Consider the following 24,590-nt stretch of genomic DNA (forward strand, 5'->3'; position numbering starts at 1 on the left):
TCACTTAGAAAAACAGTATTCATAAAATGCACATGACTTACATATTGGCATAAGATGGGGCTTTTCAGGCTTTTTTTGTTCACAAATATATTTTATATCTGCAATATATTTTTCCATTTGTCTCTGATCATTATCCATATAATCAACTTTCACACACTTTTTAAGCAAAGGATAATCTAATAACCCCTTTGAAATATTTATCCCTTTTTTACGTAAATAATAAATGTAATACTTTAATTGCCAAATAGCTGCTGGCTCAATTGCATTACTTTTCTTAACTTCATGAACAGTTTGCCAATTTTGAATTAAATCAATATTCACTTGATTATCCATAGCAACATGGTGAAGCCCTTCATTTACATAACTTGTTTTATCAAGTATGTTTCCAAGTTGAACTTTTTGACTAGTCTCTTCAAATTGAATTTGATGAGTAAAGAGCCATAACTTTCTTTTACAAACAAAATAGTAATTTACCATATTTCCAGTAACACGCATTTTTGTATTCGCCTTCTTTTTATAGCACATTATAATGCGCTTCCATATAATTATTACACAACATTAAGAAAATTACGAATAACTGTACATAGAAGTTTCCTTAGGTTAAATAAAAATTTTTCTTGTATTTATTACTCCCCTATTAGTAAACGGATTTACATTTCTCTTAAGTTAAATAAAAACAGTCCAGCGTAAAGGTAAAGATGACTTGATTTTGCGATTTACATTTCTCTTAAGTTAAATAAAAACGCGACGACGACCGACGACCGACCGACGAGCTGAGTATTTACATTTCTCTTAAGTTAAATAAAAACTAATGGATGAATCAGGTCAAGCTACTGACGCTGGTAATTTACATTTCTCTTAAGTTAAATAAAAACATTACCGGTTTATCTGGTACTGTTACTAAGATTAATTTACATTTCTCTTAAGTTAAATAAAAACCAGAAAGCACAAGATTACCAATCCTGCTTATAAAAAAATTTACATTTCTCTTAAGTTAAATAAAAACTCTAAGCTAATTTTTACCTGCTGCCACAATAATTATAGACCTATTTCTGTCTATCTGTCTAATTTAACTAAAAAATACACCATAATTTTCAAATTTTTCATCAAATCCTTTTATAGCAACATCTATAACATCTGTCTAACTACAGGTATAATTCACTTATTGGACATCGACAGACTTTAAATAAAATTATCATCTTCTTCCTCTTTTGACTTATTCAAAGATAACCCCGTTTCTGAATTATAGTTAAAAGCTTTAGATAGAATGATATATCCCACCTCTTGTAAATCTCCATTTTTAACTAGGTCACTTTTATCAAGTAGATAAACAGGAAAACTTACAGTCATAGAATTTAAATAATTTTTTAGTTTTAAATTTTCTATTTTCAACTTTGTAATATCATTTGAATTTTTGTTTTCGTTCTTATATAAAACTCTTATTTTTTGTTTATTACGATCAAGTTGAATCAACTTATCTGTAATTTCAACCTTATTATCTAAGTACACTTGCTCAGGAATTACATCAACATTATTAATTCCTCTAAATCTAGAAACTATATCTTTCTTTATAAGTTCCGCTTCTTCAATATCTTGTAAATATTTAATTGAATTTTCAACTCTACTAATAAAATTATCATCAACTACTGAAATTTTTTCACTAGTATAGTTCGTATTAATTAAATCAATCTTATCTTGTTCTGTTAAGACACCATTCAAATTTTTAACTGCATTTTTACTTATGCTGAACATTGTCCAATCAACTATAGAATGCTGTCCTCTCTTAATCCCTGAAGTAGCCTTATTACCACCATCAAAAATATAAACGTTGGGATCTTCTCCTTTATAGTTTCGTTTACGATAACAACGTCCCATTCGCTGAAATAATCCATTTAGTTCTGACAATTCTGTCAATAATAGATCAAAGTCAATATCTAAAGAAGCTTCTACAACTTGAGTGCCAATCCAAACTTCAAAATTATGATTGGTCGTTTTGCCTGCATGAATAATTTCATTTTCTTTTATACTGCGATCTTTTCTAATAAATCTACTATGAATTAAGTGAACATCAACACCTACTTCTTTTAGTTCTAAATATAACTTATTAGCCTTCTGAACAGTATTGCAAACTACTAATGTTTTCTTTCCTTGAGCTTTTTCTAAAATATCTTTCGATTCTAACTGAGCATGGATAGTTTTTACATTATGACGATGGTTAATTTTTGAATCTAAAAATGGTTTTTCAGGCATTGTAAATTTTAATCCATGTATATTCAACAAATCTAATATGAATGGGGCCAAAGTTGCCGTCATGATTTCAAACTTTCCACCATATCTTTGAATTTCTTTTAGACCATATATAATATATGCTAACAATGTAGGAGAATACATTTGTATTTCATCAATTACCACCTTAGAATAAGCCAAAGTTGCCATCTGAGGTTCATAATTAGAATAATGATAAACAAAAGAAAAAACTTGATCTAGAGTAGCAATAGACAATTGTTTTGACCATTGTTTTTCTTCTTCAACATATTTTTGAAAGTCACTATAGTTATTCTGATTACCAAATTCAGTAATAGCTTCAGAAATCATGTCAGAATGTATTAATCCAAGTGAATTATATGATTCATTGTTAAAGACAACATTTTTAATTCGATGATAAATAGCATTTATTGCACTCTTCAAAGGTAACACAAAAAATGATTTTTCATTTCCTAACCATCTTAAAGCTGCTTCTGTTTTACCTAATCCTGTTTGACCAATAACAATAATACTTTTATTTTGATGTTTGAAAGTCCATTTCTGCATTTCATTCCAATTAGCCTGAGGTTCGGATTTTCTCCAATGTTGTAAAATATTCTGAGATAATATTACTCTTGGAGATGACTCAACTTTATAGTGTCCCGAAGCGGCATAATCTAAACGATTAAGCAAACCTTTAATTTTTACATACTCATCAAACTTATGCCGTATTTTTAATTCATCTTCATCAGACTCTTTTAACTCATTTTCAAGTAATAGCTGTGATTTAAAATTAAAATACTTATGACTAACTTTTTTGGGATCTTGCAATTCTAATGGAGCTTTCAATTTATCAATTCTTTTGGCTAACTCTTTTTCTAAAGGCTTTAAAGAATCTACTTCTTCTTTATAATCAGAAGCATTTATTTTTTCAAAATCTCTCTTATGATGCCTTGCAACTGAATTAATTAAAACCCAAATTTGCTCTTCAGAAAAATTTTTTTCTAACTCTTTTCTAGGAATCAAAGTAATACTAAGCAATCCATGAGGAATTTCACCATCTATATGCCATTTGTTTTTGCGTATTTTTTCTTGGAACTTATCATTAATTTTACCTAAGTCATGATATGCGCAGGCTAGCTGTAATAACTCCCAATCAGACCTAGTTAAAATCTCAGGATATGTATTTTTCAAAATTTTTAACTGACTAAGCAAATTATTAGTATGATCAATTAAAGTTTCTCCATTTGATTTTGCTAAAAATTCCATCATGCTAAAAAGACTGGCTCCCTTTCATCATCAAAAAGAAATTCACTATCTTCTGCTAATTCAAAATCAGAAATGTATAATACATGAACTTTTTTCCATTTGCGATAATACTGCTTACGTTTTAATGGAGTTAATTCATAAGTCTTGTTAATATCATAATAAGTTCCACGTCCATTTTTAATAACATCATTAAACTTAATTAAGCTAGTATCATCATCGTTTCGAAAATTAAGGTAATATGCCTTTTTCACTTGAAAATCTTCATCTAATTGCTTTTTCTTTAAATCTACTATTTTTATACTTGTAATATTTACCAAATCTTCTCGACGACCAAGATTAGGATATTCTTTAGGATACTTTAACGCTTGATATATTTCATCAACTTCATTTTGGTTGTCAGGAACAATATGAATAACTAAATTTACATCAACTAACAGTTGTGTATATCCAATCCCTCGGCTGACACCAAAACCTTCAACATTCAGTTGATGACGCTTAGAGTCAAACTTATAACCATTTTTAAATTCATATCGAGTATACATGTCATTAACAGTAGATGCATAATCTCCACCAATACTTAACTTCATTTCATGATATGACTTAAAATCACACAAATAATGAATCATCCCTATAACAGTAGAATAAGGTGGAAGTGGATAGCTTTCTCTAAACAAATGACTATTAGGTACTCGATAATTTGCTGTTTCTTGATGGATAGTTAATTTAATTGCTTTCAACGCCATAAGAATTTGCAACTTCCTTCTTAAGCTTATTCATAAATTTAGCGACACTAACAGCACTTAAGTCCTCTTTAATCTTGTTACTATTCTTGAAGATTCCATCCATGAGTCCTACTTCAGTATTATCTGCAATCTCTTTATCATCTAATAAACTCTTCAATGCTTCAATATCAACTTTATTATCTTTTACATTTACAGCATTTTCAAAAATAGGATTCTTAATATTATAAACCCCTCCAATAATAAACAAAGGCTTCAAATCTTCACGACGACCACGAATATCACGGTAAAGATATTGAATGGTAGACAATAATTTTGCTACTCGGCGATTCTTTTCCTCGTTATCTAAATTTGTACCATCATTTTCATCAATACCAATCTGATCTAAATCAATAGTAAGTGTATAACAATAAAATGCATCTTGGATTTCAGACTGAGCAATACTATTACTAATCGAATTATCTTTTTCGGATTTTCTAATACGACTAGCCAAACCCATATTAGTTAGGAAATCCATATCACCTCTATATGGTTCTTGACTAATAGCATTGGATAGACGAACTTTAGCAGAGCGAACTTTTGAGTTATTGCCTTTTTCTGTTTTCATATAACCAAAAAAGTCAATTTCTGGATAATCTTTTATTGAAGCATCCTTAGCAAACTGAATAACTTTTTTATCTCCGCTTCCATCAGTAGAGAGCGTTGCTAGTGGCTCCCCTAGTTGTTCAATAATGTTATATCTCAAAGCTTGTCTTGAAATGTAGGTATATTGTTGACCATCATTTCTAGTAAGTTTCTTTAAAGATGACACATTCCCCAAACTTTCACCGTAGTTTGCACTTGAAGCTTGAAAAATAGCTGTTAATGTTAATCCTTGTTTAGTCATTTTGATTTTCTCCTTTTAATTCATCTACATTTCCAATAAGACCGGCAACAAAAGCATAGCCATATTCTTCAAAAGCCTTATCATCTTCTTGATTATTAATAAACTCCTTAGGTACTATTTTGCCTAAATACATATATGCATTTAACAATAAATCCAAAAACTGCTGATGATTATTAGCTTTTAATGCTGTTAACATTCTGTATGCTAATGCTTGAGCTTTATTTGGGTTGGCATAGCCATTACGAATAGCTATACCATAACTTCTAACCTTACTAAAGTCTTCCATATTAATACTCATACTGTATTCTCCTTTTCTTAAATTAAGTTGGTTCATCAATTCTTCATTTATCTGTAAAACTGCCATAATATGGAAATTATTATATCTACAACTAGATGAATCACTTAATTTCATTAATTCCATTATATGTACTAAACTAATTAATTCTGTACTATTTAATAATCTTCGCACAACTTCATCAAAAATACTATAGTAATTAATTCCTTTATATCCTTTAATGCCAGCATAATATAAAGATTCCAAAATACTTTTTCCATTATGCAACTTGTTTTCACTAATAAGTGTGAATACTTTAGAAGCAATCGTAGGAACTATTTGAAAAGAATACTTTTCATTATCAAAACTTATGAGCTGAATATTACTCATTATATTTTTTTGCCGAGTTATAGCAGCTTTTTCAAAATTAGCAGAAAATGCACGATATGGTGTTGCATAGGCATTATTTTCCATATCTATAGTCATTTCATCGAGAACGCTATCATTTTTTTTAATTAGTTCTTCAATTCTGCTATCATCATTAATGAAAATACCCCTATTTCCCATATTATAAGTAAATCCCGCACTTGTAGCTACATACAATAATTGGCAAATTGGGCAGATATACAAATCATTCGCAAAGTTCCAAGCATTACTTGTCTTTCGGTTTAAATCATATCCCATCCCATTTAAAAATCCATAAGAATATGTCTGTTTCGGCATAGTACGATTACAATTTGAACAAATATACTTGTCTTTTTTAGTATCTCTATTTAAATATTCTTTTACTGGATCAACAAAATAATGTTGAAAATCATCATAAAAATCCAAATTCTTAGCTTGAGGATTTAGAAAGGATACCCCATCCCAAGCATTTCTAATGACAAGATAACTTAATGTTTTAGCAGGAAAATACTTTTTAGCAATTGGAGTCTTAAAATAGTCAATTATTTCTAATAACTGTGGAATTAGTTCTTTTAAAGTATCAAGCGCTTCATCATATCTTTTAGTTAATTCATTTTTCTTCTTCAATGTTTTAATCAACTTGCTACAAGCTTTGGTCTTATTAATTACATCAAAGTCTGAGTTAATAAACTTTATCACTTTAATATAAGATTTACTATTTATTGAATATTTTAAAACATTATCAAACCAATCCGTTAACTGACTTAAATTTTCTTGATTAAACTCCTCATAGTCATTATCTTGCCAGTCTTTTAATACCAGTTCCATAAATAAAATACGTTGAAAACGAGTATATTTTCCATATTTATTAATAAAATATTTAAAATATTTATCTGCGAAACTATTCAAAGCAGTAGATTTGATTATTAAAGCTGTTTTGTCAATTTTATAATCTTTTTCAGATAAAATTCTGCTTAATCCTACAATACCCGCATTTTCAAGCCAACCATTTGTACGGAATTCAATAGACTTTGATGCATCATGTTTAACTTTTTCTTCCATTTTTTAAATTACCTTTCTATGCCGGAGAAATCATACCGCTAAAAGTCCCAGTTTTTTCGCCTAAACCTGTATTTTCCAAAAATGTTAATAAAGCAGGATTCCCTTTAAGCATAAAAGTTCCAACTGTACACTCCACCATAGTATTGAAAGATTTACGAACAGTTTTTCGAGTTTTAATTGGAATAAAAGTTAAATCTTTTACCATAGATTGTAACTCTGGTTTATTTTCAAGTTTAGTCAAAGTATTTCTTCTAAGAGCAATATTATATGCTTCAATTTTACTTTCATTATCACAAGAGATAAACATCCCCTTTTCATCACGTAATATTAATGGTGACATCGTTTTAAACTTAACGTTATTACTTATAATGGGCTTTAGTTCAATTATATATAACTTACCAATATCTGCATTTAAATTTGGTCCAAAGGTAAGATTCTTATCATGACTCAATTTAACAAATGCATTATAATAGTTTAATCCTAAGTAAGTATCATCTGTTGAAAAGAAAAGCTTCATTTCTCCCCTTTCATTTAATATGATTTTGTCTTTGGTAAACTTTGCATTTTGAAAATATAAACTAGTTGTAAATAACTTTTGGGTTGGTTTTGAGTATAGTTTCTCAAATAATTCAGGATTTACTTGTTGAAGTCCATGTTTAATCAAAGATAAAACTTTAGCATCATAATCAATATTAATTACAATATTACCTACTTTTTCAGACTTAGAATGTAATTTTATCGGTATTCCAAATTTCATTTGTTCCTCCTAATTAATTAACCATGTTTGTTTATTTAAATCAATGATACCACTTACAACAAAAAAAGACCATTGATTTTTTAATCAATGGTCTATATTTCATTTCTCAAAAGTTATATAAATAGATTTATATAAATAAACATTTTACATTTTTCACAAATTAAATAAACTAATATTAGTATAACACTAATACTCATTAATTTATATTTTTATAGAAAACATTCTAAGCTTAATAGTGGATTGATTATCCGACGGGATAATTGATTCACTATTTTTCGTTTAGCCGTAAACTTTAAATAGTGATAAAACAATATGCCGAGAGGTATTTAGGCGCATGACGCCGAATAAAAAACTGGCAGTTTTATCTTGCAGTTAGTAGCTTCCTCGAAGAATGTGGGCACCTGATGCCGAGTTTAGAAAATTAAGTCTGACTGCCTGGATAAATCAGTTTTATCACTTAGAAACAGCGAGGTATTGAAGATGGATATTGTTTTTGGAATTGATGTAAGCAGCCGTGAATCCAGTATTTGTATGTTAATGGATGATACCAGGAAAGAGTTTAAGATCTCTAACGATTCATTTGGATTTAAAGAGCTGCTCAAGAATCTTGCAGTATTCTCAAAGCATCCTCAGATCATTTTTGAAGCTACCGGGGTCTATTCAAGAAGACTGCAGAAGTTTCTAGAAGACTATGGCTATGATTACGTGATCCTTAATCCTTTAAAAGCTAAGAAAGAAATGGATCAGGGACTTCGTCATAATAAAACCGACAAAACAGATGCCTATAATTTAGCCAGAATTCAGCTTCAAAACAGACACAAGGCAAATAAACAAGAAGCCGAAGATTATCATAGATTGCGTGCCTTAAGCCGCTCTTATGAAGAATTGACTTCCGACATTGTCAGTGCCAAGAATCGTCTTCACCGTATCTTGCAATTGACTTTCCCTGAAATTGAAACAGTGGTTTCTACACCCAAGAACCGCAATTATTGGGAATTAGTTAAACTATTTCCGCATTGCCAAACGGTCAGAGAGATTGAAGCAGAAGATATTATCAATAAAATCAAGGATTTTAAAGGCTATGGCATCAAACGTGCTCAAAAAATTGCTCAAGGATTAAAAGAACTTGCCAATAAAGCATATCCCGTAGCAGAGCTTGATAGTCCTGAAACCAGCGATGTAATTTACTATGCCCAACGTCTCATCCAGCTTGATCAGGACAGAGATGAGCGGCTTAAGCAAATGGTTGATATATCTAAAAAGCTGCCTAATCGTGATCTAGAAATCCTCACAAGTATCCCTGGCTTCGCCCAGACTACTGCAGTACGTGTTTTGGCAGAGCTCGGAGATATCAGGAGATTCGACAACCCTAACAAGATTGATGCTTTTATTGGAATTGATCCGGGCAGATACCAGTCAGGCCAAATGGATTCCCGCCTTGGTATCACTAAACATGGTAACGCTATTGCACGTAAGATTCTTTATCGGGCAGTTGGTCAAATAGACAATGCTTCAAAGACCAATCCTTGCCATATTGCGGATTACTATGAAAATAAAAAATCTTCTCAAAGCAAAGGCTTCAAGAAGATTGCAATAGCTTCAGTGCATAAGCTAATCCGTACTATTTATGCACTAATCAAAAATGATCAGTTGTATAGTTACGAAGTCGCCAAACAAAATCAAAGACGTAAATCGTAATTAACTGATCAGCTTCATTATACTCTAACTTAGCTTCAAAGAGGTAATTTCTTTGAAGTCTTTTGCAGTACTTTCATAATTGAAATAATTCGCACCATTAAAACAAAGAAATCCAAATATATCAAAATAAGATAATTAAACATCTTGATATACTTGACTTTACGTAGAAAAATCACTTCTCTTAATGTTATGTTTTTAATATATGCTACAATCAACCTATAAAGCTTTTAAGAGAGGGCGACAATTCATGAAATCAAAAAATAAATTAGTATTAATTTTAAGTTTAATCTTGTTATCGATCGGCCTCAGCGGATGTAGCAATTTTGAAAACTGGGAACTATCAATGCGTTCTAAAGTTGGAGCTCTTCCACTGACAGTTTCTACATATGACTCGAATGGGCAAAAAATCGACCAAATTAAAGCGAAGTCCGTTAATATTCATACTGATAAAAAAATGTCCCAAAAAGATAGTAATGGCAGTGAAAAATCTAGCGTAATTGATGTTGATTATGGACACAATCGGATGACACATGTCGGCTCAACTCTAATTGCTTATGAGGGACTTAAGAATTATGAGGATACTTTTAACAAACACGTTAAAATTCAAGATCAAAATTTAGCAGTTCCACTTTTAAACACAATGTATCAAAATTTCAAAAATGATTGGAATGGACAAGAAAAAGTAGTGATGATTAGAAGTCAGCTTGGTATGCCAATTGCTGTTTTTGCTGGCAAGCACGTGTCCGTCCATAAAAGCGATATGAAAAATGCTACTCAGTTTGTAATTGATGGACATCGTCTATTTGCCTATAGAGCAGATTACACTATTTATCCAATCTCCAGTCTAAAATAACTAAAAGGGTAGATTAGCCTTCAGTCAAATAGCTAATCTACCCTATTTTTGTATTTGCTTTCTTAATAAATACCGAAAATGACGAATCTTTTTCTTTAATTGTCTATTTCTACTTCTAAGCAATTCATTATGCCAGTAATATAAGGATGTGGCAATAGCAAGCTTATTGTACCAAGTATAATTATGCTTAAGATAATTAAATGCATCTGAAAAATTTTTCAAATGGTCTGGAGTAACAAATTGGTTCCTAGTCCAATGATAATCTTTAGATCCATGGTGTAAAATTCGTATTTTAGTAACTTTTCCAACTCTTAATCGTGCACGTCCATTCACATATTTGCTTATTGAAACTGTGATATAATTGCCAATCATCGTATTTTTCCAATATTGATTTACACTTCTTTCAGCAAATAATGCCTCTCTTAAAACATGACTTACACAATACCATTCTTTATGATTATCAGGAAACTCAATCAAAAACCAAATGAATTCTCTTTTATATTTTCCCATAAACACACTCAATCTATTAAAATAATTTAATTATATTTTATCATACTTTTAGACTAAACTGAGTTATTAATAAATATATTATATTATTGATATTTGTGATTTTATTAATATTTTATAAATATGATATGTTTAAAATATAAAAAATAGAACATATACATGTAGTATGTGTTCTATCCCTTTTCTAATCTACACTAGCATATTTGTAATTCCATTGTGTTCCAGCTGTATTATGAATTACACCATGAACTTGGGGTTTCTGCAAATAAGCTGTAGTTTGTTGATAAATTGGTGTAATAGCTTGTTCCTTATTTACAACTTTTGCTGCAGAAACCAAATCACTCCAGCGCTTATCAACATTATTTGCATCACGATTACTTGCATTTTTTACTAATTGGTCATAGTTACTATTAGACCATTTACCATAATTATATGAAGTTCCAGTTTTTGGAATTTGCATAAATGTCATTGGATCATTGAAATCTCCACCCCAATGAGATAGATAAATATCAAAATCTCCTTCTTGAGCGCGACTAGTAGTTGATTTATCAGGAACATTAGTTACATTAATCTTAATTCCCTTAAGTTCCTTAGTCCATTGAGATTGCAAATATTGCGTAAGTTGTTCACTATCAGCTTCATCATTTGAGGACAATAAATTAAAAGTTAATTGTTTTTCACCAATTTCCTTCAAACCTTGTTTCCAGTACTTTTTAGCTAAAGTTGGATTATAATCAACAGTATTCTTTACAGCTTGTTCTTTTGCAAAATCCGTCCCATTCGATGGATTATGAGCTAAATCAGTTGCAACAAAACCAGTTGGCAAAGTTGAACCATTTCCTAGAACTTTCTTAGTAACAATATTTCTATCAATTGAAAGTGATAAAGCTAAACGAATATTACGATTGTTCAAAGCTTTTCTATTAACTGAATTACTATCTTTAAAGTTATACATTAAAAATCTAACTAATGAATATGGATAAGTAGTGAAATCTTTATTACTCTTTAAATTTTTAACCTGTTCACTTGATAACGGAGTAAGATCAAGTTTACCTTGTTGATACATCTGATAACCGGTATTGTTAGACTTCACTACTTGATAATTAATCTTGTTCAGTTTGACAACCTTTTTATCCCAATATTGATTATTCTTTACAAATGACCAAGTATCATTAGTTCCGTTCCATCCCTTAATTTTAAATGGTCCAGAGTATACTTGATATTCCGCTTTAGTGGCGTATTTTTTACCATACTTTTTAACTACTTTTTCGTTTTGTGGTCCAAATAATGGGTAAGCCATTAATACTTTGAAATAAGCAATCGGCTTATTTAGCTTCACCACTACAGTATTTTTATTAAGTGCAGAAATGCCAATTGCACTAGGCTTTAATTTTCCACTTGCAACTTCATCAGCATTTTTAATGCCACTAAAAAGATAGGAATATGGAGACGCCGTCTTAGGGTTTAAGCTTCGGCGCCATGAATATACAAAGTCTTGTGCAGTAATTGGATCACCGTTAGACCATTTAGCATTGCGCAGTTTAAAAGTCCAAGTTTTTCCATCCTTTGAGACTGTCTCACTTTTAGCAAGACCAGCAGTTGGCTTACCATTTTTTCCTAATCGATAAAAACTTTCAAATACATTTCCTGTTTGACCATAACCTGTTGACTTACTAATATCAATCGTATCAAGGGGAGCAGTTGTACTTAAATTCAAAGTTTTTGCTTCTGTATCGCTTGAGTTAGAATTGTTACCACATGCTGCAAGTACCAAAGCAGTAGAAACAGTAACCATACTTGCAACAAATGTCTTAAACTTCATGTTATATTCTCCTTTTTAATTTTCACCAGCAAAAAAACGAGCTGCACCCCAACTTGGAGTACAGCTCGTTAACTTATATTAAAACTAATTAATTAGATTTCAATACTTGTAGAGATGTGTCGCACGTTGGGCATGACAAATAAATTGCAGCTAGTGCAACAACATACAGTATTTTGCTTTTGCAATTTAATATTACGTACCAACATGTTCTTCATCTCCTTTTGCTAAAATTTATAATTAAACTATAACCGGTAAAATTATCCCTGTCAACAGTTTTTTCTGATTTTTTGTAAGTAATTCTACTTCAAGCTATTAAGCATCTTTAATGCAGTTTCTGTATCATGTGCTTCTAGCTTGTAGACACTATTACCATCTTGCCATGCAATAGTAGTATTAAGAGAACCTACACTATCGCCCATAACTACATTTACACTACCATGACTAGAAGTGTTAGGAACACCATATTCATTAACAAGTGCTAAAACTGATTTAGCGCGACCAGTTGGATCTTGCTTTAGTTGAGTATTACCCTTAACAACATATGACCACTTACCTTTATTCCATTGAATATATTTAGAACCAGCAGCTCCTTGAGTTGTTGCTTTAGTATTAGAATCTAAATTTACAGTTGGAAGTCCAGTTTCTTTTGGCATATAGTTAATAATACTGTCAGCATCACCATTCTTAGTTTGAGTAAGAACTGCAAATGGCTTTTCATTTTTAACACTTGAAGAGTTAAAGTTAGCTGCAGAACTACCAACACTATAGTAAACAGTATTAGTATCGCTAGATTTAGTATAACGAACGTTTAAGTTATCGCTACCAGCTCCTAAACCATCCTTAGTTGGTAAAAGCATATCTGGAAGTGCTTTACGCAACTTAGCAGTCATTTGAGCCATTCTACTCTTAGGTGCTTGAGAAGAAGGTTCATCAGCTTTAGATGAAGATGATGAAGCAGCAGTGCTTGAAGAAGTTGAACTTGCTTGAGATGATGAAGTTGAACTTGAAGAAGCTGAAGTTGAACTTGACTTCTTTTCAACTTGAGAACTAGTTGTCTTTGATTGATTTGAACTCGAACTTGACTGATTACTATTAGAGCAAGCAGACAATGAGATAGCTGCCAAAATTGCAGCAGCAGTAATACCAAATTTCTTTTTCATTATAGATAATAACTCCCTTGAAAATATTAATATCTTTCTTTTCTTAATTGTAACAAAAATTTCACTTCAAATGTATTAAGAAATGCTTACGTATTAACACTTTCTTTACATTTTTGTAATCTTTATTTGACAACAAGTTTAACACATTTCATAGAAATATATTATATCACTTATATAAAAAATACATCTCATATTAAAGAGATGTACTAAATATAAAATATTTATAGTTTATAAGATGTCACGAATACTAATCTTTGACCTTTACAGCCATAATTACCTTGGTTGATAACATTTCCTCTTTACCAGTTTCAATATTTTTAGCAGTTAGAAAATGATTTTCCCATTTATTACTTGCTGTTGTTGAAATATAATCCCTAGCTTCTTTAAAACTAGCAAATTCATCACTATAATATACTCCATCAAAAGTAGTAAGTTGAATAGTAATATTATCTTCAGAATTAGTTTCTTCAATTTTAGTCTTAGTTAAAATTGTTTCAGGCTTTTCATCTTCGGCATGAAGCTTGGCTTTCTTGTTGATTGGAATCTTTCTTGAAGGAGTAACTGTAGTAACTTTATTCTTTGGAATTTCAATTGCTGGACGACGTTCAGCTTTAGAAACAAACTTGATTTTGGAATCAGCTTTAGGTGTTTGAACTTCAAGCGTCTTTTCAGTTACATTTTCAGAATTAAGTTCTTTTGGTTTAGTTTCAAGTTCTTCAGCTTCAGAAGTTTTATCAGAAATTTTAATAGTTTCTTTTGCTTCAACTTGTTGAGCCTTTTGAAGTACTTGCTCTTTCTTTTCCTCCTTCTTAGCAGTCTCTTCAAACTTGTCTACATAACTAACATCACGCGGGATTTCTTTAGTAATACGGATATTTTGACGTGGAGGAAGCAAACTCTTAGCAGTTTGACTAGTTTTGAACATTTGATAAACATTGACACCATATAAATTAACCTTATAGTGCCAACCATTAAGTGGTTGGTATGAACTAGTTCTAATTTTGTCAATAACTTGCTCTTCTGGCATATTAACCAAATGTGAAATATCTGCGCTAGTGTAAAGATCATATTTTTCTTTAACTCTTTGTGCGGATTCACTATCTTGAGCAGATAACAAATCAACAAATATATTCCATACATCTGGATCATAAGTTCTTACTGCATTATTAACTTCTAAAGGCTTAATCACGCCTTGGCGGAAAACATTGTACACTCTACCTGCAGAAATTCCTAGTTTTTCGGCTAATTCTTGCTCTGTTAAATCATGAGTTGGTTTTTCTTCTTCTAGTTGTTTCTTAATTTTATCAACATGAATGCCATGAGTAAGTGCCCAGGTTTGATAGTTAAGGACTAATTCTGGAATATTATCTTCTGTTGGATGCAGCCACATAATATAACCTAAGAAGGTATTTGGATTACTTTCTGGTAGAGGAATAAATGAATGCTTAGCTGGACGAGTTCCAATGCGGAATTGAGTCATAAGTCCAAATCCATTTGGCATTTGAGGATTTTGTGAACTATGGAATAAGATGATATCACCTGGAACAACCTCACCCATTTTTCTAGCTTCTTCAATATATGGTAAATCCACAACTGGCATAATTAATCTGCCATGCGGATCAATAATATTCTTTAAACGAAGTTTAGGCATATTTTTAGGTTGACCAGGTTTAGTTCCTTTTGCAATATAAATCTTATCAACTTCTGCATGATATTCAGTTTCTTTAGGGCTAATAAGTGGTAAAACTTCTTCGGAAGTTTCGCGTTTTGTTTCTTGTAACCGATCACGATATTTTTCATAACGACTTGGTTGAAAACGTGCTTCAACATGGCCTGGTTCATTAACTAAATCTTCTTTGTCTTGAGTTTCTTCATATTTATCCCACGCACGTTGACCAGCAGTGGAATTATCAATTTCCAGTACCCAATCATCTTGTCTATCATAATTACTTACAAGAATATCAGGCTTATCTACTCCTTTATAAATACCTGCTTTTACAATTACAGTAGTATCTAATCCGTATTTATTGCCACTATAGCGTTTAATTTTACTAAAGCCTTGAACAATATCACCGATACCAATTTTTTGATTACCACCTTGAATATATTTGACATTTACTAAGTTTAACCAAACATGATAATCTAATAATTCTTGATTGTCTCCAGTAGTTAATTTGTCTAATAAAACTTCTCCAGTTAAATTATTAATAGCATTAGGTAATGTTAAATCACTAAGAACCCCAATCCAATGAAGCCAAGTACCTGAGTCATAATATGGTTTTAATCTAATATGTTGAGAATCAGGATGATTATATTTATTTAAAACTTCTTTTGTATTTTGTCTTCTTATCTTATTAAAGGAAGCTGTCATTCCATCTGATTTAATTTGATTGATAGTAACAAAATTTAATTTTAATTTATCGTCAATTTGATAATCATATTCTTCCTGCTTTGAATTAGTTGCATTATTAGGACTACTCTTACACTCCTTACGTGCATGAAGAAGTTTCTTTAACTTCTTTTTCTGCATTTCGCACACCCCTTTTTAAATATTATTAATAAGTTTCCTTAATTATATTCTAAGAAACATACTTTATGTATTATACCAAAAGATATAGTAAAAAACATGATTCCTTTATATAAGAAACCATGTTTAATGCGATTATTTAGTGATTTTCCTAAATATTTATAATTTAAAAAATATTTATTATTCATTAGATATATTTAATATAATATAAATGATAAATATGGATTTATATTTGCTTTAAACCATCAAATAAGCTACACTATCTTACCAAAGGAGGCTTTCTTTGAAAAAACTAAAAAATTTGGATGATAAGACTATTTTAACAATCGGCCGCATTGGTTCGATCCTCTCTGTTTTAATGTATGTTTCTTATATCCCGCAAATTTTAAATAATTTGAATGGTAATTACGGTAACCCTATTCAGCCTTTAGTTGCTGCAATTAATTGTTTAATTTGGGTACTCTATGCAGTTCTTAAAGAGAAGAAAGATTGGCCCCTTTTCGTAGCCAATTTTCCTGGAATTATTTTTGGACTTATTACTTTTTTCACAGCTTTACATTAATATAGAAGAAATTAAGCGAAAAGTTTTATTTTCGCTTTTTATTTTGCTTTAAATATTATTAATATTCTTTATATTATAAATATATTAACAATGTATAATATTATTTGTATGTATCGCTACTTTTGCTTATTTTTTCTTTTATTAACAATAATATTGAATAAACCCAAGCTAGAAACAATGGCCGATCCAATCCAACTTAAAACATTTGCTGACTTTTCTGAAGTTGCAGGAAATTGTTTTGCTGTAGAAACTCTATAATTTTTCTGAGTAAGCTTTAAATTTACAATTTTATTTGAGGACCGTTTATTATGACTTGCATTTTTCATAGAAAAAACTATAGATAATTTCTTCTTAAGTCCTGCCTCACTGTGAACAGATTTTCTACAGCTTTTTCTCTTTTTCACATTTAAATTATTATCATCTAAATCCTGACCGTGCTTTGCAAGAGGAGGATAAAAAATAGATTCTGTTTTAGAAGTTGAAGCTGTCTCATTAGTTAAAGTAACTGGAGATTCTTCATCAGCTGATTTTGAATCTTCTGGTGTTGTCGGAGTCACTGGTATTTCTTTGGCATCTGGTTTTGAATCTTTTGGTGTTGTCGGAGTCACTGGTATTTCTTTGGCATCTGGTTTTGAATCTTTTGGTGTTGTCGGAGTCACTGGTATTTCTTTGTCATTTGGTTTTGGATTTTTTGGTGTTATCGGAGTCACTGGCACTTTTTTGGTATTTGGTTTTGGATCTTTTGGTGTTGATGGTTCTTCTATAAAATTCCATGGATAATCTGGATGCGGGAAATCATTATAATCTGTACTTCTACTAATTAAATCCCATCTATGACTTTCACCACCCGAAATTGATACTTCTTTTCCTACAATATTGCCATCAATGTTTACATTTGCAAAAATACTTGCTGTCGGCGCTAATATACTACCCATAAATCTTCCAGAATTAAAACTCAAACTGTTAATTTGAGTACCAAAATTCCATAAAATTTGATTTTGTTCAGTATGTTCCTCACTGTTAGATAAGGGTTGATTAGAATTTCTATAATAAAACTTCGTTTCAGTTCCAATATTTAAATCTTTATCTGAATTTGTAACATTAATTACTACTGTCGGAATTTTATTATTTTTCTTGATGCCTAAACCTTTAATATTAATTGGACGATTTTTTAATAACTTTGCACTAAGATTTACAAAAATAAAATTATCCTTGCTGACGTCTGCATCAGTAATATCAATAGTACGATTATTTTCATCTATAAAGTCGATTTTTACACCTTTAGAATTTTGATTATTGTTAGTCATCCAATAATCAGCTCTTTTTGATAATTTATTCAACTCAGAATCAATATCAATATATTTAATATCTGGATTATCCTTCTGAACTTCATTTAAATTCAAGTTTCCTTGTTCAATATAAAAACTATTTCCGTCCTTTTGATCAAGTACAACTCTACCTTCTTTATTTGTTCTAATATCCGTTTCGGAATTTACAACAACTTTATCTTGCTGATTCCTAAAAGAATTTGGGCGCAAATTATCTGCATGACCAATATAATGAATATCACATTGAGTATTATTTATTTGAGAATTATTTTCTGTATCACTGCCACGTGTTCCAAAATCCACATTTGAATTTAAATTATTAGTAGCGACATTACCATTAGTATCAACATTTAAATTTATATTTTCAGCAAAAATGTGAAAAGTAGAGGCAACTCCTAATGCATTTTCTCGATCAAGATAGTTAGCCATTGCTCCAATTGTTTTATACTCACGATTATCTAGTGTCCCATTATCAGAGTAAATTCCAGATTTAGAGCCAGTCTGGCTAGTAGCATTATTTTGAGTTATCTCTACTTTTTGAGTAGGTATTAAGTTCTCTTTATTCACAGAAACTGATGCAGAATTTTCTGCAGCATAAATAACATCAACTGACGACAAACAGTTTAAGCAGGTAAAGCTAACCATGGTAGCAATCCCCGCTTTTCTAATTGTTTTATTCAAAATGTTCAACCTTCTATATCTTTATATCTTTTTATATCTTCTTTGTATTTATATAATAATATTAATAAAATATAAATACATGCTTATTAATTATACACACAATTTATAACATGTCTATAGTAAAATAATATTTTATTTATATTTATATATGGTGCAAAAAGCTCTATACTAGGTTTACCTAATTGAACAAATAATATTTTACAACTGTTATCAGCATAGTTTATATAATAATTATTTTAAGTAATATACTTTATTGATACAATATTTTAAACATATAAAATGGAACTAGTATATACAAATTAATTAAATATAAAAATTTAGAAATTATTATTTATAATAAAACATAAAATGATGTTAATAATTATTTTGCCTAATGAAAAATAAAAAATACTAAGTTGATTTATTATTAAAAACACTATTAAATTAGCAAAATACGATAATGTTAAAAATATAATATTTATTATAAATATATTTTAAATTATTTATATTTTTTAAATAGTTAATATTTTAGATATTATAAATATCTATCAAATTAATTAAAAATAAAAAGTATAGCTTTGAGATATCTTCTCACCAACTTGAAGATAATACCTACTGCTATACTTTTTTAATATTATTCATTTTCTTCATCGTCAAAGAACGACATGGTTTCTACCCCTGATTGTCCAAAATCAAGCGTTAGATTGCTTTTTACTTCGTTTGGCTGTATATACCCACCATTTGATTTTAAATCGCTTAGGAGCACATTTTGAGCCTTGTCAGCAATTTCAACTTCTCCCTTAGTCTTTTCAAAACCAAGTTTGAATAATTCTAGATCTTGCTTATCCTCTTCAGTTAACAGCCCCATCTTGTCTACACGTTTATACACATCAATCAACTGTCCGAACTGAACATGTTTATATTGAGTAAGCGGCTTTAAGTCTGTACGGTTAAAAGCCGTACGTTTTTTCTTAGCATGAAGTTTGTTTGGAAGGAAATATGAGCGCCTATCGCCCGCTTTTTGCTCCTTAAGTGATGTTCCTAAGGTAAATCCAAAAAATCGGTCTAAGGCCCTAAATTTCTCTTTCTCAGTCAAATTTTCATTTGACTTAATATAATAAACCGAATTAGTGTCCTCGATACTCGAATCATAATAAATATCTTGCTGATTCTTCATTTCCGGTACCCAAGTAAAAATATAAGACTCTAATTTTCGACCACGAACACCCTTACGATAGTTTTTGCTAATTTTAAAATTTTGAAAATTAGCACTTAATTCTTCTTTGCAAATTGTCAAAACACGTCGATCAATATCAGTTGGTCGATAAGATTTGGGTATTTGCAATCGCTTTCTAAACTCATCAATGGGATATTCTTTCTTTCCCGTAGTTCGCCATTGTTTCAGTAATCGAAAAAGTTTTCTAGAATAATTAGAATGCAATCTGACATACTGCGTAATTGAAAAACGTGTCCAATGCTCTAAGTGATTAAACAAATACAAAAAACTGTTGCTAACTTCGACGCTCGTTTCAAGAGTATCAGTGTCAACAATTGATTTTTGAAAAATATTTTCACGTGTTTTGGTGATGTGTCCTGTTTTTTCATCCACATCTTCCTTGGAAAGCTGAATTGTCAACAATTTTGAAAAAGTATCATCCACGTTTTTTGCAATTTGTTTATTAGAAATATGGCTATTATAACCGACTTCACGCTTAATTTGTTCTGGCGACAAAGTAATTAAGTTATTGCCCTGATCTTTTACTTGAGCAGCAATTAGCCAAAAAATATTGCTATTAATTTCCGGCAAACTATCTATCGGCTCAAAAATCGGGTCATCATTAAATCGATTATCTATTTTTATTATTTTTTGTACAGGTCTTTTTTTAGCTGGCATTTTTGTACCTCGTAATAAGCGACTTTTGATTAAATGGACGTCGTTTTTCATATTGTCACTATAAAACATTTGTGACATAACAGCAATAGCTAAAAGTAAATTTACTCCACGAAACGACACCCTTATTAAAATTAATTCCATGAAATGACACCCTTATTACTGCTGATTATTAATTTTTCCGTATGATGACACCCCTATTAAAATTTACTCCATAAAATGACACTCTTATTCAATAAACTTTGATATATCAACATTTTTAGCATTAATCAATTAAAAAAATAGTTTTATATTTGTAAAAATGTTTCACAAAATTGTGTATAAATTAATTATTATATTGCTTTTTAAGTAAAAATAGTCTAATTTTTACCCTTCCAGATGATGTCACTCCCTGCTCCATAAAGTGACACTCTTAATATCAAAACGTTAATATAAACGCCTTTAGACCACTAAATAATTATATTTTTTATCAAAATTTACATCTCCACATCATGTCACTCTTATTTTTTTAGCAATTTCATCTCATGTAATCGCATTCAAATATAAAAAATAAAAAAATTGACAATAAGTTCCACATGATGTCGTTTATTATAGTTATCCACAAAGTTGTGGATAACTCATCTCCATGAGATGACACCCTTATTTTTTTACCCCTTTTTTCAGCTCCACAGTGCGTCACCCTTATCTCCACGTCACGTCGTTTATGATTCCATGTCACGACACTCTTATTAAAATCAGCTCTAACCCTTACAGCACCAATGCTTTAAGCCTATTTTTAGCAAAAAGATGCTCCATGGTGCGTCACCCTTATTAAAATTATAAAAAAAACAGTCTAATCCCTTGTCCCATCTACGTTTAGACAATATTTTTCAATTCAACCAGCTCCACGTCACGTCGTTTATTAAGTCTGGAAACCCTTGGGGCTCTAAGGCTCATTAAAGCGCTAAAGGGTAATATAAAGGGTATATATAAAGGGTATATAAAGGGTTTATTTAAAAGTCTTTCACTTTTCAGCAAAATTTTTAAAAATCGATTTTTAAGACCTCTTAGAGCTTAAAAATACATTCTGCGAAAGAATAAAAAAAATCAATTTCTAAGTTATTAATTGTTAAATAATTAGTAATATATAATATATTTATAATAACTATAATATTAGATAAGTATTATAAATATAACATATTTTAAAAATAAAGAATATGTTCTATTTAAAGTAAATCAATGATATAATAAGTATGTAAGAATAAATCCCTCTACAATAGGAATTACGAGGTACAAAATGAAAATTATTACAGTTACAAATCAAAAAGGTGGTACTGGAAAAACAACCACTTCTTTATTTTTAAAAGATGCTTTAATAGAAAAAGGTAAAAAAGTTTTGCTAATTGATTTAGATCAACAAGCAGATGCAAGTTATGGAACAGGGGTCGAATATGATCCAAGTAAGACAACTTATGAGTTATTAACTCAAGATTTAAATTTTGATGACATTTTGGTTCATGTAAATGATCAACTAGATTTAGCTCCTGCTGGAAACCAAATGGCTAAACTTGATGTTACATTAACTCAAGATCATATGTTGGATGCACAATTTATTTTATCTGATAAACTTGAGGATTTTGATGGAACTTATGATTATGTAATTATAGATACGCCACCAGCCTTAAGTATGGCAGTTATGAACGCGCTAACAGCGTCTGATACTGTGATTGTTCCAACTCAAGCTGATTTATTTTCTTTGAAGGGGTTAGGAGACTTAGGATCAACTGTTGCAGCTATTAAACGCAGAAGTAATCCTAAATTAACTATTGCTGGAATACTAATAGGTAGATTTAATTCTAGAACTATTTTTAGTAATGCAATGTCAGAAGCATTAAATGATGCTGCCAAGTCTTTAAATACTCATGTTTTTGATACTAAAATTCGTGAAGCAATTTCTGTAAAAGAATCACAAAATGCGTTTCAATCAATATTTGAGTATGATCCAAAAAGTAAAGTTACAAAAGACATAAGTGACTTTGTTGATGAATTAATGGGAGAACTAGAAAATGAGTAAAAAAATTAATATTAAACAACCTGCATCGGTTCAACGTGCAGCTCAAGAAATGAATCCTGCTGATGCATTAGTTGATAGCATATCAAGAAGAGACCGTTCTACTGGTAAGCACTTAAGTGAAGAAGTCGATCACCGTAAAAAACCAGTAGAAGAATTGCGTTCTGAAAAACGAGTTCTTTCAGTGACTAAACAAATTGATAGCGATTTACGTATTATGGCTGCTTATTATGGTGATAGTATCAATGAAGTGGTAAATAAAGCTATTATTGATTTAATTAAAAAAACAGATAAAAAAGATGAATTTCAATCAGTATTGAAATTTCTTGAAAAATCAAACAAATCTGAATGGAAAATATAATATATATCCTTAGTATTTTATATGCTTTACATATTTAATAAATATTTTCATACAGAAAGTACTTATGACTTAACATTTATCTGAAAAGCGACTATTATATGGAAGTGGATCGAGTCCTTCCTTGTGAAGTGCATTTTTCTTCATATCGATTTATATCTCCAAAAAGGAGGCGGCAAACTGCCGTCTCCCTTTTTCATAGCTAAAACATGTTTCATGTGAAACTTATTATGAATAATACAGCTAGTGATTTACTTTACAATAGTTAAAAATATTGTAAGAAATAAAAATTTTCATTAGTAAGTTCTTTTATCTTATTTTTAACCTGCTAAAATATAAATTTGGAACTAGTAGAAGGGTTGAATACAAATGAAGAAGAATCTGAAAAAAATAATTTTTTCTATTGTAGCTGGAGTAAGTCTGGCAACAAGTATGCCACTAATCCATTATGAAGAAGCATTAGCTGCTAAAAAAACAACTAAGAAGCAATCAATGAAAAAATATGTTCAAAACGCAATGGAAAAAGGACATATACGTGGCACTATCGTTGTAGTGAAAGATGGAAAAGCTGAACAAATTAGTTACGGTTATGGTTATTATAAGAAACGTCTTAAAGCAGGTAATCCTAAAGTTTTATATCCGTTAGGTTCACTTCAAAAGGTAATAACAAGTGCTATGATTACCCAACTTATTTATCAGGGTAAATTCAATCAAAATACCAAAATATCTCGATGGTATCCTCAAATGAAAAATTCATCTAAAATTACAGTGGGTAATTTGATGACTCATACCTCAGGTATCAATGTAGTGGGAACTGAATCAAATGCAGGAATTAATTATTCTGAGCAAGGTGCAATTAACCGTGTAATCAGTCAAGTTAATGCGCAAAGCATGACAAAGAGAGGACGGTTTAATTATAATAATGCCAATTATATTTTGCTTGCTGGAATTATCCGTAAAGTAACAGGAAAGTCTTATGCAGCTAATTTAAAGAGTAGAATAATAAAACCATTAAAGTTGAAAGATACTTATATTTATACTAAAATTCCAAAGGGTAAAACGGACGGAGTTTCTTATACTTATGCCCAAGGAAAAAATTATCAAGATCCGCGAGTAGCTCCTAAAACTCTTACCACTCAACTAGTAGGAGCAGGCGATGTATTTTCAACTCCGATGGATTACTATAAAATTATCTGCGGTTTACAAAATGGTAAAGTTTTGACTAAGAAGCAGTTCAAATATATGACTCATTTGAAAGCCAAATCTAATGAAACGACTTACTCAGGTGGAGTTTATATGCGTAGAAATGGCAAACTTGAAATAGCATACGGTAATTTTGGAGATACTTATTTTTCTGATTGGCTTCAATTAACTTCAGATAATAAAAATGGAATCGTAATGTTTTTAAATCAAACAATTTCTAAGAATAAGAATAAGGATATTGGGTACAAGATTTTGAAAAAAATCAAAGCTAACACCTTTGTTAATAGATAATAATCAGTATCGTAGCTAAAGTGCTACGATATTTTTGTAAACA

The 24,590-nt window shown here is 30.4% G+C and carries 18 protein-coding genes and 1 CRISPR repeat array; of the genes, 6 read left to right on the forward strand and 12 right to left on the reverse strand.

Going from position 1 to position 24,590, the window contains the following annotated elements; genetic code table 11:
* The 6 genes from cas4 to cas6 all read right to left on the reverse strand — a co-directional run bounded on the left by cas4 (position 1) and on the right by cas6 (position 7,637).
* Positions 1-525: a CRISPR-associated protein Cas4 gene (cas4, locus tag FOD82_RS08820; protein ID WP_242450223.1), complete on the reverse strand. Its 525-nt coding sequence runs from the start codon at positions 523-525 to the stop codon at positions 1-3.
* A gap of 57 nt (positions 526-582) precedes the next feature.
* Positions 583-1,006: direct repeats of the CRISPR family, unit length 30 nt; unit sequence ATTTACATTTCTCTTAAGTTAAATAAAAAC.
* Between the two features lie 176 nt (positions 1,007-1,182).
* The gene (cas3, locus tag FOD82_RS08825) at positions 1,183-3,516 is read right to left on the reverse strand and encodes a CRISPR-associated helicase Cas3' (protein WP_144356111.1); all 2,334 of its coding nucleotides are present in this window, start codon (positions 3,514-3,516) and stop codon (positions 1,183-1,185) included.
* A complete protein-coding gene (gene cas5, locus FOD82_RS08830) occupies positions 3,513-4,256 on the reverse strand; it encodes a CRISPR-associated protein Cas5 (protein ID WP_242450224.1) in 744 nt (247 codons plus the stop codon). The genes cas3 and cas5 overlap by 4 nt, the downstream gene beginning before the upstream one ends.
* Positions 4,237-5,139 carry a type I-B CRISPR-associated protein Cas7/Cst2/DevR gene (gene cas7i / locus FOD82_RS08835; protein WP_144356112.1) on the reverse strand — a complete coding sequence of 301 codons (903 nt, stop codon included), beginning with the start codon at positions 5,137-5,139 and terminating at the stop codon, positions 4,237-4,239. The genes cas5 and cas7i overlap by 20 nt, the downstream gene beginning before the upstream one ends.
* Positions 5,132-6,880, reverse strand: a complete 1,749-nt coding sequence (cas8a1, locus tag FOD82_RS08840; protein ID WP_144356113.1) for a type I-B CRISPR-associated protein Cas8b1/Cst1 — start codon at positions 6,878-6,880, stop codon at positions 5,132-5,134. Before cas8a1 ends, cas7i begins: the two co-directional genes overlap by 8 nt.
* 16 nt (positions 6,881-6,896) lie before the next feature.
* Positions 6,897-7,637 (reverse strand): CRISPR-associated endoribonuclease Cas6, encoded by a 741-nt coding sequence (gene cas6 / locus FOD82_RS08845; protein ID WP_144356114.1) that lies wholly within the window; start codon positions 7,635-7,637, stop codon positions 6,897-6,899.
* Between the two features lie 480 nt (positions 7,638-8,117).
* Here cas6 and FOD82_RS08850 point away from each other — a divergent pair, with 480 nt between their 5' ends.
* Together FOD82_RS08850 and FOD82_RS08855 are read left to right on the forward strand one after the other, a co-directional pair.
* Entirely contained in the window at positions 8,118-9,335 is a 1,218-nt protein-coding gene (locus FOD82_RS08850) for an IS110 family transposase (protein ID WP_144355721.1), read from the forward strand.
* A 247-nt stretch (positions 9,336-9,582) separates the two neighbouring features.
* A complete protein-coding gene (locus FOD82_RS08855; protein WP_144356115.1) occupies positions 9,583-10,188 on the forward strand; it encodes a DUF5052 family protein in 606 nt (201 codons plus the stop codon).
* A gap of 42 nt (positions 10,189-10,230) precedes the next feature.
* Here FOD82_RS08855 and FOD82_RS08860 read toward each other — a convergent pair whose 3' ends face one another.
* The 4 genes from FOD82_RS08860 to FOD82_RS08875 all read right to left on the reverse strand — a co-directional run bounded on the left by FOD82_RS08860 (position 10,231) and on the right by FOD82_RS08875 (position 16,207).
* Positions 10,231-10,698, reverse strand: a complete 468-nt coding sequence (locus FOD82_RS08860) for a hypothetical protein (RefSeq protein ID WP_144356116.1) — start codon at positions 10,696-10,698, stop codon at positions 10,231-10,233.
* 181 nt (positions 10,699-10,879) lie between these two features.
* Positions 10,880-12,517, reverse strand: a complete 1,638-nt coding sequence (locus FOD82_RS08865) for a peptide ABC transporter substrate-binding protein (RefSeq protein WP_144356117.1) — start codon at positions 12,515-12,517, stop codon at positions 10,880-10,882.
* Between the two features lie 299 nt (positions 12,518-12,816).
* Positions 12,817-13,677: a hypothetical protein gene (locus FOD82_RS08870; RefSeq protein WP_144356118.1), complete on the reverse strand. Its 861-nt coding sequence runs from the start codon at positions 13,675-13,677 to the stop codon at positions 12,817-12,819.
* Positions 13,678-13,924: 247 nt separating this feature from the next.
* Complete coding sequence (locus FOD82_RS08875; protein ID WP_144356119.1) at positions 13,925-16,207, reverse strand: helix-turn-helix domain-containing protein; 2,283 nt, start codon at positions 16,205-16,207, stop codon at positions 13,925-13,927.
* 280 nt (positions 16,208-16,487) lie between these two features.
* On the opposite strand from FOD82_RS08875, the gene FOD82_RS08880 reads away from it, so the two are divergent.
* Positions 16,488-16,766, forward strand: coding sequence for a hypothetical protein (locus FOD82_RS08880; protein ID WP_144356120.1), 279 nt, complete (start codon positions 16,488-16,490; stop codon positions 16,764-16,766).
* Positions 16,767-16,882: 116 nt separating this feature from the next.
* On the opposite strand, the gene FOD82_RS08885 is transcribed toward FOD82_RS08880, so the two are convergent.
* Positions 16,883-18,775, reverse strand: a complete 1,893-nt coding sequence (locus FOD82_RS08885) for a collagen-binding domain-containing protein (RefSeq protein WP_144356121.1) — start codon at positions 18,773-18,775, stop codon at positions 16,883-16,885.
* A 613-nt stretch (positions 18,776-19,388) separates the two neighbouring features.
* Positions 19,389-20,789 carry a replication initiation protein gene (locus FOD82_RS08890; RefSeq protein ID WP_242450225.1) on the reverse strand — a complete coding sequence of 467 codons (1,401 nt, stop codon included), beginning with the start codon at positions 20,787-20,789 and terminating at the stop codon, positions 19,389-19,391.
* Positions 20,790-21,921: 1,132 nt separating this feature from the next.
* Here FOD82_RS08890 and FOD82_RS08895 point away from each other — a divergent pair.
* The 3 genes from FOD82_RS08895 (at position 21,922) to FOD82_RS08905 (ending at position 24,547) form a co-directional block, all read left to right on the forward strand.
* A complete protein-coding gene (locus tag FOD82_RS08895) occupies positions 21,922-22,698 on the forward strand; it encodes a ParA family protein (protein WP_144356122.1) in 777 nt (258 codons plus the stop codon).
* Positions 22,691-23,056, forward strand: coding sequence for a hypothetical protein (locus tag FOD82_RS08900; protein WP_144356123.1), 366 nt, complete (start codon positions 22,691-22,693; stop codon positions 23,054-23,056). Before FOD82_RS08895 ends, FOD82_RS08900 begins: the two co-directional genes overlap by 8 nt.
* 429 nt (positions 23,057-23,485) lie before the next feature.
* On the forward strand, positions 23,486-24,547 hold the full coding sequence (locus FOD82_RS08905; RefSeq protein WP_242450233.1) for a serine hydrolase domain-containing protein: 1,062 nt from the start codon (positions 23,486-23,488) through the stop codon (positions 24,545-24,547).
* Positions 24,548-24,590 lie beyond the last annotated feature (43 nt).

The organism is Lactobacillus sp. LL6 (genome assembly GCF_007570935.1).
Classification (GTDB): Bacteria; Bacillota; Bacilli; order Lactobacillales; family Lactobacillaceae; genus Lactobacillus.